The sequence below is a fragment of the Nocardioides fonticola genome (genome assembly GCF_039536805.1).
GTDB lineage: Bacteria > Actinomycetota > Actinomycetes > Propionibacteriales > Nocardioidaceae > Nocardioides > Nocardioides fonticola.
The window spans coordinates 1-12,976 of the sequence record NZ_BAAAZH010000036.1 but is presented as its reverse complement, the minus strand read 5'-3'; the positions used below and the strand labels follow the sequence as shown (position 1 = coordinate 12,976).

Below are 12,976 nucleotides of genomic sequence, written 5' to 3'. Positions count from 1 at the left end.
GCGATGTCCACCGTCACCATCGTCGACGCCTGGAACGGCCCCGGCGCCCGGGACGCCGAGCTGACCGTCGTCCGACCGGCCGACCACGGCCTGCACACCCATGCCGACGCGGGGCTGGGCCGCCGCGCCTTCGAGCACTGGTACATCGACGCCCGGCTCGACTCCGGCCACACCGTCGTCGGGTTCCTCACCAAGCGGCGACCGGAGGAGTCGACGCGCGCGACGCCGTCCATCGAGATCATCGTCTACGCCCCCGACGGCTCCAAGCGCCAGGTCAACGCCTCCTTCCCGCACGACGCGTGCTCCTTCTCCCGCGACGACCTCGCCGTGCGCATCGGGCCCAACACCGCGCACGTCGACCGCACCGGCGATCGACCCGTGCTGCACGTGCACCTCGCCGCCGACGGCGTCGCGCTCGACCTCGCCTTCCACTGCGAGATCGACGCCTGGATGCCCGGGCGCGGCGAGACCCACTACGGCCCGAGCGACCACTTCGGCTGGGTGGTCGCCGCCCCGCGTGCGACGGTCACCGGCACGCTCACCCTCGACGGCGTCGTCCTCGAGGCGCGCGGCATCGGGTACTCCGACCACAACTGGGGCTCGGGCGACATGCGCCGCATCATCGAGCGCTGGCACTGGGGCCGCCTCTACCTCGACGACTACTCGATGCTCTTCGCCAACGTGCTGACCCAGAAGCGCCTGGGCCACCACCGCTCCCAACCCGTCATGCTCGCCCGCGGCAGCGAGATCGTGCTCAGCAGCGGCGAGGTCGAGATCACGGAGGGCCCGATGGTCTTCCACCCCGGCGCCGACCGCGAGCACCCCCGCTGGGTGCAGCTCGAGGTGCCCGGCCAGGTCACGCTGCGCCTCGATGTCGACCGCGTCATCGACGCCCAGGACCTGCTGGCCGAGGTGCCCGTCGTCCGCACCCGGCTGCTCAAGCCGCTGATCCGCCTGCTCGTGGGGCGCCCCGGCTACTTCCGCTTCGACTCCACCTTCACCCTCACCGTGCACGAGCCCGACGGCGTCGTCACCCGCACCGGTCGCACCCTCCACGAGATGGTCGCCCTGCACTGAGCCCGAGCGGCGGGGTTTGGCCCCGCCGATTCAGGTCAGGCTCCTCCCGCGCGCCACCGCGCGCACTCTCGGGAAGGAACACGCATGATGCGAACCCCACGGCTCGCCGTGACCACTGCCGGCGCCGTCGCCGCCCTCGCGGCCGCCCTCGCCACCGGCCCGCTCGGAGCGGGCGGCGCGAACGCCAGCCCCCGGCCGGACGACGCCGCCCTGCCGGTCTCGACGCCGGTGCCCATCGCGACGCCCGACGGCGTCGTCAGCAGCTACCTGCTCAACGCCCGCCAGGCCAACCCCGGCCAGACCCGCCTCGTCGAGCGGGCCGTGGCCGCCGTCGGCGGCACGGTGGTGCAGGCCTGGCCGGAGATCGGCGTGGTCGTGGCCCACGCCAGCACCGCCGACTTCCGCGCACGTGTCACGGAGACCGCCGGCCGCTCCTTGGCCTCGGTCGGCGCGACCCGCACGGTGCCCGTCGAGACGCCGGACGCCGACGAGGCGGCGGCCGCGGCCCGGCGCACGCAGCAGCGCGACGTCGTCCCCGACCCGCGTGAGGGCGAGCAGTGGGACCTTCAGATGATCAAGGCCGACCAGGCCCACACCATCACCGACGGATCGCCCCGCGTGGTGGTGGGCGTGCTCGACAGCGGCATCGACCCCGACCACCCCGACCTCGCCTCGCAGATCGACGTGCGCGACTCGGTGAACTGCACCGACGCCGGGCGCCCCGATCTCTCGCCCACCGGCTGGTACCCGACGACCAGCGACCACGGCACGCACGTGGCGGGCACGATCGCGGCGGCGCGCAACGGCGTCGGCATCGTCGGCGTGGCCCCCGGCGTCCGCCTGGCATCGGTGAAGGTCGTCGACGACGGCGGCTTCATCTACCCCGAGTACGCCGTGTGCGGCTTCATGTGGGCGGGCCTGCGCGGCATGGAGGTCACCAACAACAGCTACTACGTCGACCCGTTCCAGTTCTACTGCGAGGACCAGCCCGACCAGGCCGCGGCCAAGGAGGCCGTGCGGCGCGCGGTGGCCTGGTCGATCGGCCGCGGCGTGGTGAGCGCGGCGGCAGCCGGCAACTCGGCCTACGACCTGGCGAACAAGACCACCGACACCACCAGCCCCGACGACTCCACGCCGGTCGAGCGGGTGCTCAACGCCGACTGCCAGGACATCCCCACCGAGCTCGACGGCGTCGTCACCGTCGCCTCCCTCGAGCGCTTCCCCGCCGACACCCTGGAGAACCGCCTGTCGGGCTTCAGCAACCGCGGCCTCGGCGTCATCGACGTCGCGGCCCCCGGCTCGCGCATCCTCTCCACGGTCGTCGCCGACAACGGCTACGGCCTGAAGTCCGGTACCTCGATGGCCAGCCCGCACGTGGCCGGCGTCCTGGCGCTGCTGGCCTCCACCCACCCGACGTGGAGCCCGGCGCGGCTCGTGGCGGCGCTGCGCGCGCAGGCCGACGACCACCCCTGCGGCACCGCCACGCAGGGCGCCGCCTGCGTCGGCACCGCGGCCGAGAACAGCTACTACGGCGACGGGGTGGTCGACGCGCTCGACGCCGTGCGGTGAGCCCGCAGCGATGAATCGGCAGGGCTGCCCGGGTCGAACCCCGCAGAGCCTGGCAGGATCCGGGCAGCCCTCACCCGATCAGGAGCACACATGCGTCCCCTCATCATCACCGCGTTCATGTCCCTCGACGGCGTCATGGAGGCGCCGGGCGGCGAGCCCGGCTACCGCAACTCCGGCTGGACGATCTCCTCGGTCGACTTCGACCCGGCCGCCTACGAGCTCAAGGGACGCGAGCAGGAGGAGGCAGCCGCGCTCCTGCTGGGCCGGGTGAGCTACGAGGCGTTCGCGCCGGTGTGGCCGACCATGACCGAGGAGTTCCCGGGCTACAACGCGATGCCGCGCTACGTCGTCTCGACCACGCTCGAAGGTGACGACGAGCGGTGGCCGGCCACGATCCTGCGCACCCTGGACGACGTCGCGGCCCTGCGCGAGGGCGAGGGCGGCCCGATCATCGTGCACGGCAGCGCGACCCTCGGGGCGGCGCTGGCCGACGCCGGGCTCGTCGACCGCTACCACCTGCTGGTCTTCCCCGTGCTGCTCGGCGCCGGACGGCGGCTCTTCAGCCAGACCGACAAGGACATGGAGCGGCTCTCGGTGCGCGAGTCGCAGACCTACGCCAACGGCGTCACGAAGCTGGTGCTCGACGTCGTCCGCTGAGCCGTTCACGAACGACGTCCCTCCACGACGAACGGGGGCCGGGCCATCGTGGCCCGGCCCCCGTCGCGTGGGTCGATCAGCGGTCGATCAGAGGTTGATCGGCAGCAGCACGCGGTCGATGCCGTGCGCGATCTGCTTGTTGCCCTTGTTGATGTCGAGCAGCTTCACGATCGCCTTGGGGTCCTTGACGTCCGGGTCGGCGTCGACGAGGCGCACCGGCTTCGGGTTGGGCCGGACGCCGACGGTGCCGCCCTGGGCGGTGGTGAGCTCGGCCTTCTCGGCGGCCGCGGCCAGCACCTTCTTCGAGCCCAGCGTCTTGCCCGGGACGACGTGGTAGAGCAGCACGGCCTCGAGGGTGTCGGTGTCGACGGCGCCGACGATGGCAGCGGCCGCCTTCTTCTCCGAGGCGGGCTTCTCGCCGGTGAGGAGCTTGGCGAGCTTGATGAACGCGGCGTCGGTGGGCGCGAAGAGCGTGAGGCGCTTGCTGCCGTCGGCGACCGCGGCGAGCGGGCTGTCGGGCTTGGCCTGGAGCACCGTGGTCACGGCGGCCTCGAGGATGTCGAAGTCCTGGTGGTTCTTGTCGTACTTCGAGCCGTCGGCGGCCAGGACGGTCGCGAGGCTGGTCTCGCCGGCGGCCTTGGCCGGGGCGGCGGGCTTCGCGGTGGCCGCACCGGTGCCGACCATCGAGGCGGCGGCCAGCGCGGTGGCGGTCAGACCGCCGAGGACGGCGGTACGGGTACGGCGGGTGGTCGATCGCGTGGTCATGGAGTTCCCCCTCCAAACGAACGATGCTCACCGGATGTGAACACCCTGTTGAGGAATGACCCTAGAAGGTGCACACAAATCTGGACTGAACCGGACGACTTCGGCACTCCTGCAGCTTCGTGCAGTGCACGCACCTGGGCCACCGGCACCGTTGTCGACACCCCAGCGGGCCACCGAGGGTGCAGCCATGAGATCACTGGCCACCGCCTCCCTCGCCCTGGCAGCACTCGCCGGGGCCGGCGCCCTCACCCTGCCCGGCGCCGCGACCGCCTCCACCCCCGACGCCTCCACCCAGGCGATCGCCGCTCCCACCGCGGCCGCACCGGCCGCTCCGGCCACCGCCCACCGCGGTGAGCGCGCACCGCTCTACCGCGCGAGCGAGCCCCTCGCGCAGCGCTACATCGTCGTCCTCGACCGCGACGCCGCGGCCGCCCAGGAGGCCCGCGCCGCCGTCGCCGGCCCGGGCGGCAAGGTCACCCGCGTGTACGCCACCCTCGACGGGTACGCCGCGAAGCTGACGCCCGAGCAGCTCGCCGCCGTCCGCTCCGACCCCGATGTCGCCTTCGTCCAGCAGGACGGCGCCGTCCACATCTCCACCACGCAGTCCAACGCCACCTGGGGCCTCGACCGCATCGACCAGCGCAACCTGCCGCTCAGCTCGACCTACAGCTACACCGCCACCGGCTCGGGCGTGCGGGCCTACGTCATCGACACCGGCATCTACGCCGCGAACACCCAGTTCGGCAGCCGCGTCGCAGCCGGGGCCACCGCGATCAACGACGGCCGCGGCACCACCGACTGCAACGGTCACGGCACGCACGTCGCCGGCACCATCGGCGGCTCCACCTACGGTGTCGCCAAGGCCGTCACCCTCGTGCCCGTGCGGGTGCTCGACTGCTCGGGCTCCGGCTCGAACTCCGGCGTGATCGCCGGCATGGACTGGGTGGCCAGCAACGCCGTCAAGCCCGCCGTCGCCAACATGAGCCTGGGCGGTGCCGCCGACGCCGCGACCGACGCGGCCGTCGCCCGCATGACCAGCGCGGGTGTCACCGTCGTCGTGGCCGCCGGCAACGACAACACCGACGCGTGCAGCAGCTCGCCGGCCCGAGCGGCGTCCGCGATCACCGTCGCGGCCAGCACCAACACCGACGCCCGTGCCTCGTTCTCCAACTACGGCTCCTGCGTCGACATCTTCGCCCCCGGCCAGAACATCACCTCGGCCTGGATCGGCAGCACCACCGCCACCAACACCATCTCGGGCACCTCGATGGCCTCCCCGCACGTCGCGGGCGTGGCGGCGCTCTACCTCCAGGGCAACCCGAGCGCCTCGCCGGCCACCGTGGCCTCCGCGCTCACCTCGGGGGCGACCAGCGGCGTCATCACCGGCGCCAACGGATCGCCCAACCGCCTGCTGTACACCGCCTACTGAGCCCAAGGCCCAGAGCCCTGAGCCCAGGAGGCGCCGCCGCACCCGGCTCCCCTCCGCACCCCCCACAGACGGCCCCGTCGGCCTCGCCGACGGGGCCGTCGCCCGTCCTCCCCCGGCGCGGCGCGGTCCGGCCGGTCAGCGGAGCAGTGGGCGGAGGGTCAGCGGCCGCTCGAGCGGCGCGGACGCCGCAGCTTCGGGAACTGGGTGGCGCGGCCGTGGATGACCGCCATGAGGGTGGCCACCTGGGCGTCCTGCTCGGGCGTGCGGTCGAAGGTCGTGAGGTTGAGCGGCGCCTTGAACCGGGTGCGCGTGACCGCCTTGGCGTAGGTGAACTCGCGCAGCCCGTCGGGGCCGTGGATGCGACCGAAGCCGGAGTCGCCGACGCCGCCGAACGGCAGACCGGGCACCGCGGCGAAGGAGATCACCGAGTTGATCGCGGTCATGCCGGTGCGCAGCCGCCGGGCGAGCTCCTCGCCGCGGGAGGCCGAGAACACCGCCGAGCCGAGTCCGTACCGGCCGGCATTGGTCAGCGTGACGGCCTCCTCCATCGAGCGCACCTTGCGCACCGTGACGGTCGGCCCGAAGGTCTCCTCGCACACGGCCTCGGAGTCCTCCGGCACGTCGACGAGCACCGTGGGCTGCACGAAGCGCTCGCCGACGGCGTCGGCACCGCCGACGACCGCACGGCCGCCCTTGGCCAGGGCGTCGTCGATGTGCCGGCGGATCACCTGCAGCTGCGAGGGCATCGTCATCGGCCCGATCGGCGCGTCGACGTCGGCCGCGGAGCGCAGGCCGCGGGCCCGGCGGGTGAGCGCCTCGAGGAACGCGTCGTGCACCTTCTCGTGCACGTAGACCCGTTCGATGCCGGTGCAGGTCTGGCCGGCGTTGGCGAACGCGCCCCACGCCGCGGCATCGGCCGCGGCCTCGACGTCGGCGTCCTCGTCGACGAGCATGGCGTCCTTGCCGCCGGCCTCGATGACGACGGGGGTGAGCCGCTCGGCGCAGGCGGCCATCACCCGCTTGCCGGTGGCGGTGGAGCCGGTGAAGGCGACCTTGTCGACCTCGGCACGGCACAGCGCCGAGCCGGTGTCGCCGAAGCCGGTGACGACCTGGAGGAGGTCGTGGTGCGGGGAGACCTCGCGCAGGCTGTCGGCCAGCCAGGTGCCGACGCCGGGGGTGTACTCGCTCGGCTTGAAGACCACCGTGTTCCCGGCCGCCAGCGCGTAGGCGATCGAGCCCATCGGCGTGAACACCGGGTAGTTCCAGGGCCCGATGACCCCGACGACGCCGAGCGGCAGGTACTCCACCGACGCCGCCTGGTTGGCCAGCATCAGACCGGCCGAGACCCGCTTGCGACCCAGCACCTTGCCGGCATGGGACGCCGCCCACGCCACGTGGTCGATGGCCAGCGCGATCTCGAGCTGGGCGTCGCCGTGGGGCTTGCCGGTCTCGCGGTGCACGACGTCGACCAGTTGCGCCAGGCGCCGTGCGAGCACCGCCCGCCACTGGTCGAGCACCTCCTTGCGGCCCTCGAAGCCGAGCCCGGCCCACCACGCGGCCGACGCACGCGCGCGGGCGACGGCGGCGGCGACGTCCTCGGCGGTGTGGATCGGGTAGGTGCCCACGACATCGCCGGTGCGCGGGTTGAGGGAGTCGAAGGTGGCCGGCCGCTCGGCGGCGGCCTCGACGGGAGCGTCGACGGTCGTGGTCATCAGCTGGCCTTTCCGGAGAGGAGGTCGGCGGCCTTCTCGCCGATCATGATCGAGGGGGCGTTGGTGTTGCCGCGGGTGACCATCGGCATGACGCTGGCGTCGGCGACCCGCAGGCCCTCGACGCCGCGCACGCGCAGCTGCGGGTCGACGACGGCACGCTCGTCGCCGCCCATCGCGCAGGTGCCCACCGGGTGATAGAGCGTCTGGGTGTGGCGCCGCACGTGGTCGGCGATCTGCGCGTCGGTGGGGTCGATGCCCCACCCGCGCATGGTGTCGAGCAGCGGCCCCTGGAGGTGGCCGGCCAACGGCGCGGTGTGGACGACGTCCAGCATGCGCCGCACCCCGGCGATCATCGCGTCGAGGTCGACCTGGTCGTCGTAGTAGGCCGCATCGATCGCCGGATGCCAGTACGGGTCGGCCGACCGCAGCCGCACCGAGCCGCGGCTCGCGACGTTGACCAGGGTGGGCGCGGCGGTGAAGCAGCGCTCGCGGGGCTCGTGCAGGCCGTTGTCGTAGAAGCCGGTGGGCGCCACGTGGGCCTGGATGTCGGGGGCCGCGAGCTCGGGCCGCGAACGCCAGAAGCCGCCGCCCTCGCCGATGTTGGAGACGAGCGGACCGGTGCCGCGGGCCTTCGCCCGCAGGAACTGCACCAGGTTGTTGTGGTCGAGCAGGTCGTCGATGTCGCGGGTGCGGTAGACCATCGGGACGACGGGGTGGTCGTGCAGGTTGGCCCCCACCGTCGGCAGGTCGACGAGCACCTCGACCCCGACCTCGCGCAGGTGCGCGCCCGGGCCGATGCCCGAGAGCATCAGGAGCTGCGGGGAGTTGATCGCCCCACCGCTGAGCACCACCTCGGCCTCGACGTGCGCGGTCAGGCGCTGCCCGGCGCGGTCGTACTCCACGCCGACCGCCCGGCCGCCCTCGACGAGCACCCGTCGCACGTGGGCGCCGGTGCGGACCGTCAGGTTCGGCCGGTTCGCCGCCGGCTCGAGGTAGGCCTTGGCGGTCGACCAGCGGTGACCGCGCTTGCACGTGACCTGGTACAGCCCGGCGCCCTCCTGCTCGGCGCCGTTGAAGTCGTCGGTGGGCTTGAGGCCCGCCCCGACCGCGGCGTCGACCCACAGGTGGGTGAGCGGGTGGGTGTAGCGGCGGTCCTCGACATGCAGCGGGCCGGACTGCCCGTGCAGCGGACCGCCGAGCCGCGTGTTGCCCTCCGAGCGCACGAAGTAGGGCAGGACGTCGTCGTGCCCCCAGCCCGCGGCGCCGTACTCGTCGCGCCAGGTGTCGAAGTCGGCGTGGTTGCCGCGGATGTAGATCATCGCGTTCATCGACGAGCAGCCGCCGAGCGCCTTCATGCGCGGCCAGTCGGCACGTCGTCCCTCGAGCTGCTTCTGCTCGGTGGTCTTGTAGTTCCAGTCCCACTTGGTGCGGAAGAGGTTGGCGAAGGCCGCCGGCACCGTGATCTCGTCGGCGTCGGCCGGGGCTCCGGCCTCCAGCAGCAGCACCGAAACCCGAGGATCCTCGGTGAGCCGCGCGGCGATCACCGCCCCCGCGCTGCCTGCTCCCACCACCACGTAGTCGAACGTCTCGCGATCCACTTCCGGCCTCCTGTGCGCGCGTGTGTGTCCCCACCGCGAACCTAGGCGACGTGACGCCGATCACCAAGGGGCACAGCCGTCCTGCCCCTCGAGGTCTTGACCTCGACCCACCGCGCGGGGACCGTGTCGGCATGACCGGCCGACGCGAGCCCCACGAGAACGTGGCCACCGTGCTGGTCGATCCGCGCGTGCTGCCCGAGCTCGAGGTGCACCTCATGGGCCTCGACCTGTGGGTCTGGCCGATCGCGAGCGCCCCCGTCTACGTCGACGGGCCGCGCGCGGCCTTCCAGATCCGCCGGCGCCTGGTGATGTCCAAGCGCGGGGCCTGGGACGACGCCGCGGAGTGGACGCCGGTGTGGATCGCCTTCGGCGAGACCTGGCACCGCGGCGCCGAACCGCTCCCCTGGGCCGCGCACCGCACCCTGTGGGACGCCCTCGAGCACTACGCCGACCACGTGCGCTACCGCCTCGGCCTCGGCGGCATCCCCCGCCTCGACGTGCCGCGGGAGCGCACCGCCTGACGCGGCACGGCACGTGCGATCGGCCCGGACCGATCCGGTGGTCGAGGTGCGAGCGAAGCGAGCCGCCACCGGTCACTGAGGTGCGAGCGAAGCGAGCCCCCCGGTCACTGAGGTGCGAGCGAAGCGAGCCTCGAAGTGCCCGCACCCGACAGCCCTCCGGTACCGCACGCCGTCCACCTCACCGGGTCTCGCGGCTCGTCGCTAGCGCTCCTCGCACCTCGACCACCGGCAACACCGGACGCTGCGGCGCGAGCCAAGCGAGCCCACCCGGCGGTCGAGGTGCGCGCCAAGCGAGCCTCGAAGTGCCCGCACCCGACAGCCCTCCAGTACCGCACGCCGTCCACCCCACCGGGTCTCGCGGCTCGTCGCTGGCGCTCCTCGCACCTCGACCACCGGCCGGCGACGGTCACGGCGCCGGCGGCACCATCCAGCCCGGGTTGACCGGCAGCGCCGGACGATCCGGGTCGCGCACCTCGCGGTAGGCGGCGACGACGCCGGCGAGCTCGTCGGGGGTGGCGCCGTGCAGGATCACGCTGTCGACGCCGGTGCTCGCGAGCTGGTCGCGCACCGCGGTCGCGCACTGCTGCGCCGTCCCGGTGATGGCGGCGTCCAGCCACGCGGCCGGGATCGCCTTCTCGGCGAGGTAGGCCAACTGCTCGACGGTGCCGGCGGAGTCGAAGGCGCCCTGCTGGGCGGTGACGACCGGGTCGTCGCGGAAGCGCTGGAGGTCGGCGGGGTCCCAGCCGTTGGCGGCGACGAGCACGTCGCCGTAGCCCTGGAGGTAGGTGGCCAGCCGCCCGACGGTCTTGCGCAGCCGCAGCACCTCGGGCAGGGCGTCGTCGATGACCGCGGTGCAGGCCCAGATCCGCACCGACGCCGGGTCGCGGCCGGCCTCCTCCGCCCCTCGGCGCACGTTGGCGACCGCCCGCGCGACGGTCTCGTCGGTCAGGTAGGTGTGCAGGACGACGGCGTCGGCGACCGCTCCCGCGAGGCGCTGCGACCTCGGCCCGATCGCGACCATGAGGATCGGGATCCGGTCGCCGAGCTCGTCGAGCAGGAAGAGGTAGGGGAAGGTGCCGAGCGGTCCGTCGTGGGCGAACTTCTCCCCCGCCCAGAGCCTGCGCAGCACGTCGGCGGTGTCGCGCAGCTGCGCGCCGGTGACGCGCGGGACGCCGTAGAGGTCGAAGACCACGTCGAAGCCGCGGCCCAGCCCGAAGCAGTAGCGGCCCTCGCTGAGGCGGTGGGCGGTGGCGGCCATCGTCGCGCTGATCACCGGGTGCCGTGTGCCGGGGTTGGTGGCCGCCGTCCCGATGCCGAGGCGTTCGGTCGCCGCGGCCACGGCCCCGGCGAGGACGGCGGCGTCCTTGACGTTGAACCGCTCGGAGAGGAAGAGCGAGCCGAGGCCGATCTCCTCCGCGCGCCGGGCCTCCCGGACGACGTCGCGCGGGGTCTCGGAGTGCCCGGCCAGGCCGTAGCAGGCCAGCTCGGTCAGCGGCTCGGTCGGCGGCTCGGTCGGCGGCTCGGTCAGCGCGGTCGCGGTCACGCGGTCCTCCGGGGGACGGCGGGCGGGTTGCCCGCGATGAGAACAGGTTCTACCTTTGCCGGACACCTGTCCAGGTTCTGGCCGGGACCAGCGATCCGGAGGACCCCATGACCCACGTCGGCTTCGTCGGCCTCGGCAACATCGGCCGCCCGATGGCCCAGCGCCTGGCCATGGCCGGCGACCCGGCGATCGGCGACGTCGTGGTCTTCGACGTCGTCCCCGAGGCGGTCGCCGCGCTCGAGGCGGACGGCGCGATCGCCGCGGCCTCGGTCACCGAGCTCGCCGCCCGGGTCGAGGTGGTGTGCGTGATGGTGCGCGACGACGCCCAGGTGCGCGCGGTGCTCGACGACGTGCTCGCCGCGGGCCGTCCGCTCACGGTCGTGGTGCACTCGACGGTGGCCCCCGAGACCCCCGCGGCACTGGCCGAGCACGCGGCACCCCGCGGCGTCCTGGTGGTCGACGCCCCGGTCAGCGGCGGTGCCATGGGGGCCGCCGACGGCCGGCTCGCGATCATGGTCGGCGGCGACGAGGCCGGCTTCGCGGCCGCCCGGCCGGTGCTCGACGTGCTCGGCGGCAAAGTGCTGCACGCGGGCCCGATCGGCGCCGGCACCCGCTTCAAGCTGGCCCGCAACCTCATGCACTTCGTCGCCTTCACCGCCGCCACCGAGGCGCAGCGGCTCGCCGAGGCCACCGGCATCGACCTGCGGGCGCTCGGCGACGTCGTCCGTTACACCGATGCGATCACGGGCGGTCCGGGCGCGATCATGCACCGCGAGACCGCCGCGCCGATCGCGCCCGACGACTTCTGGTTCCCGATCATGGACGCCGTGCGGATCCTCGGCGAGAAGGACCTCGGCTACGCCGTCGAGCTGGCCCACGAGCACGGCGTCGAGGTGCCCCTCGCCGAGCTGGCCCTCCAGCGGCTGGGGTCGGGGCTGGGCGTCGGCGGCTGACCAGCGGGAGGCACGATGGGGAGGTGAGCACCGACGTCCCCGCCCTGTCCGCCCCGCTCGACCTCGCCCACGGCCCCGCCTGGCGCAACCGCTTCGCGCTGGCGCCGCTGACCAACACCCAGAGCCACGCCGACGGCACCCTCAGCGAGGAGGAGGAGCGCTGGCTCGTGGCGCGCGGCGAGGGCGGGTTCGGCCTGGTCATGACCTGCGCCGCGCACGTGAGCCCGGCGGGCCAGGCGTGGGGCGGCCAGCTCGGCATCGCCACCGACGACCACCTGCCCGGCCTCACCCGCCTCGCCACCGCTCTGCGCGCCACCGGCGCCGTCTCGAGCGTGCAGCTGCACCACGGCGGCCATCGCGCCGACCCCGCGCTGCACGGCGGCCCCAACGTGAGCGCCTGGGACGCTCCCGACCGCCACACCCGCGCCCTGACCACCGCCGAGGTCGAGGGCGTGGTCGCCGACTTCGTCGCCGCCGCGGTGCGCGCCGAGCGGGCAGGCTTCGACGGCGCGGAGATCCACGGCGCCCACGGCTACCTGATCGGCCAGTTCCTCGACCCGCGCTCCAACCACCGCACCGACGGCTACGGCGGCGACCTCACCGGCCGGGCGCGACTGCTGCTGGAGATCATCAGCGGCATCCGTGCGGCCACCGGCCCGGACTTCCAGCTGGGCCTGCGCCTCACGCCCGAGGGCTACGGCGTCCCGCTGCCCGAGGGCCGGAAGCTGGCCGCGATGGTGCTCGAGACCGGCGCCCTGGACTACCTCGACATGTCGCTGTGGGACGTCTTCATGGCCCCCCGCGGCGATCACGACGGCCGGCTCATCGAGTACTTCACCGACCTCCCACGCGGCACCACCCGCCTCGGCGTCGCCGGCAAGGTGCTCTCCACCGCCGACGCCGCCTGGTGCCTCGAGCAGGGCGCCGACTTCGTGAGCGTCGGCGTCGGCGCGATCCTGCACCACGACTTCGCCGCCCGCGCCCTGGCCGACCCCGCCTTCGCCGCCGTCGCGCGCCCCGTCACCCGCGAGCACCTGCTCGGGGAGTCGGTCAGCCCGCACTTCATCGACTACCTCGCCTCCGGGTGGGAGGACTTCGTCGCCTGAGGGGGCCGGGGACCGGCTGCAGGTTTCCCCGGTCAGCCGGGGCGCT

The 12,976-nt window shown here is 73.6% G+C and carries 11 protein-coding genes; 7 read left to right on the top strand and 4 right to left on the bottom strand.

All coding sequences use genetic code 11. The features are described 5' to 3' along the window. Window positions 1–3 precede the first annotated feature (3 nt). From ABD671_RS21185 to ABD671_RS21175, 3 genes are all read left to right on the top strand, one after another. On the top strand, window positions 4–1,077 hold the full coding sequence (locus ABD671_RS21185; protein ID WP_344735497.1) for a hypothetical protein: 1,074 nt from the start codon (window positions 4–6) through the stop codon (window positions 1,075–1,077). Between the two features lie 84 nt (window positions 1,078–1,161). After that, window positions 1,162–2,646: a S8 family serine peptidase gene (locus ABD671_RS21180; RefSeq protein ID WP_344735496.1), complete on the top strand. Its 1,485-nt coding sequence runs from the start codon at window positions 1,162–1,164 to the stop codon at window positions 2,644–2,646. Between the two features lie 90 nt (window positions 2,647–2,736). Continuing rightward, a complete protein-coding gene (locus tag ABD671_RS21175; RefSeq protein ID WP_344735495.1) occupies window positions 2,737–3,303 on the top strand; it encodes a dihydrofolate reductase family protein in 567 nt (188 codons plus the stop codon). A gap of 87 nt (window positions 3,304–3,390) precedes the next feature. Here ABD671_RS21175 and ABD671_RS21170 read toward each other — a convergent pair whose 3' ends face one another. Then, window positions 3,391–4,068 (bottom strand): fasciclin domain-containing protein, encoded by a 678-nt coding sequence (locus ABD671_RS21170; protein ID WP_344735494.1) that lies wholly within the window; start codon window positions 4,066–4,068, stop codon window positions 3,391–3,393. A gap of 187 nt (window positions 4,069–4,255) precedes the next feature. Between ABD671_RS21170 and ABD671_RS21165 the strand changes: the two genes are divergently transcribed. Continuing rightward, the gene (locus tag ABD671_RS21165; RefSeq protein WP_344735493.1) at window positions 4,256–5,497 is read left to right on the top strand and encodes a S8 family peptidase; all 1,242 of its coding nucleotides are present in this window, start codon (window positions 4,256–4,258) and stop codon (window positions 5,495–5,497) included. A 158-nt stretch (window positions 5,498–5,655) separates the two neighbouring features. Here the strand turns inward: ABD671_RS21165 and ABD671_RS21160 are convergent, their stop codons facing one another. Both ABD671_RS21160 and ABD671_RS21155 read right to left on the bottom strand, forming a co-directional pair. Then, window positions 5,656–7,209: an aldehyde dehydrogenase family protein gene (locus ABD671_RS21160; protein WP_344735492.1), complete on the bottom strand. Its 1,554-nt coding sequence runs from the start codon at window positions 7,207–7,209 to the stop codon at window positions 5,656–5,658. Beyond that, window positions 7,209–8,807 carry a GMC family oxidoreductase gene (locus ABD671_RS21155; protein WP_344735491.1) on the bottom strand — a complete coding sequence of 533 codons (1,599 nt, stop codon included), beginning with the start codon at window positions 8,805–8,807 and terminating at the stop codon, window positions 7,209–7,211. Before ABD671_RS21155 ends, ABD671_RS21160 begins: the two co-directional genes overlap by 1 nt. Window positions 8,808–8,938: 131 nt before the next feature. On the opposite strand from ABD671_RS21155, the gene ABD671_RS21150 reads away from it, so the two are divergent. Next, window positions 8,939–9,328, top strand: coding sequence for a hypothetical protein (locus ABD671_RS21150; RefSeq protein ID WP_344735490.1), 390 nt, complete (start codon window positions 8,939–8,941; stop codon window positions 9,326–9,328). 406 nt (window positions 9,329–9,734) lie between these two features. On the opposite strand, the gene ABD671_RS21145 is transcribed toward ABD671_RS21150, so the two are convergent. After that, complete coding sequence (locus ABD671_RS21145) at window positions 9,735–10,871, bottom strand: TIGR03857 family LLM class F420-dependent oxidoreductase (protein ID WP_344735489.1); 1,137 nt, start codon at window positions 10,869–10,871, stop codon at window positions 9,735–9,737. Window positions 10,872–10,978: 107 nt separating this feature from the next. Between ABD671_RS21145 and ABD671_RS21140 the strand changes: the two genes are divergently transcribed. Beyond that, window positions 10,979–11,824, top strand: coding sequence for an NAD(P)-dependent oxidoreductase (locus tag ABD671_RS21140; RefSeq protein WP_344735488.1), 846 nt, complete (start codon window positions 10,979–10,981; stop codon window positions 11,822–11,824). 23 nt (window positions 11,825–11,847) lie between these two features. Further along, a complete protein-coding gene (locus ABD671_RS21135; RefSeq protein ID WP_344735487.1) occupies window positions 11,848–12,930 on the top strand; it encodes an NADH:flavin oxidoreductase in 1,083 nt (360 codons plus the stop codon). The last annotated feature ends 46 nt before the right edge of the window (window positions 12,931–12,976 follow it).

Bases quoted from the DNA above. Each gene is read 5' to 3' on its own strand.
- ABD671_RS21165 (WP_344735493.1), top strand. From the start codon at position 4,256: ATGAGATCACTGGCCACCGCCTCCCTCGCCCTGGCAGCACTCGCCGGG.
- ABD671_RS21185 (WP_344735497.1), top strand. From the start codon at position 4: ATGTCCACCGTCACCATCGTCGACGCCTGGAACGGCCCCGGCGCCCGG.
- ABD671_RS21180 (WP_344735496.1), top strand. From the start codon at position 1,162: ATGATGCGAACCCCACGGCTCGCCGTGACCACTGCCGGCGCCGTCGCC.
- ABD671_RS21175 (WP_344735495.1), top strand. From the start codon at position 2,737: ATGCGTCCCCTCATCATCACCGCGTTCATGTCCCTCGACGGCGTCATG.
- ABD671_RS21170 (WP_344735494.1), bottom strand. From the start codon at position 4,068: ATGACCACGCGATCGACCACCCGCCGTACCCGTACCGCCGTCCTCGGC.
- ABD671_RS21150 (WP_344735490.1), top strand. From the start codon at position 8,939: ATGACCGGCCGACGCGAGCCCCACGAGAACGTGGCCACCGTGCTGGTC.
- ABD671_RS21140 (WP_344735488.1), top strand. From the start codon at position 10,979: ATGACCCACGTCGGCTTCGTCGGCCTCGGCAACATCGGCCGCCCGATG.
- ABD671_RS21160 (WP_344735492.1), bottom strand. From the start codon at position 7,209: ATGACCACGACCGTCGACGCTCCCGTCGAGGCCGCCGCCGAGCGGCCG.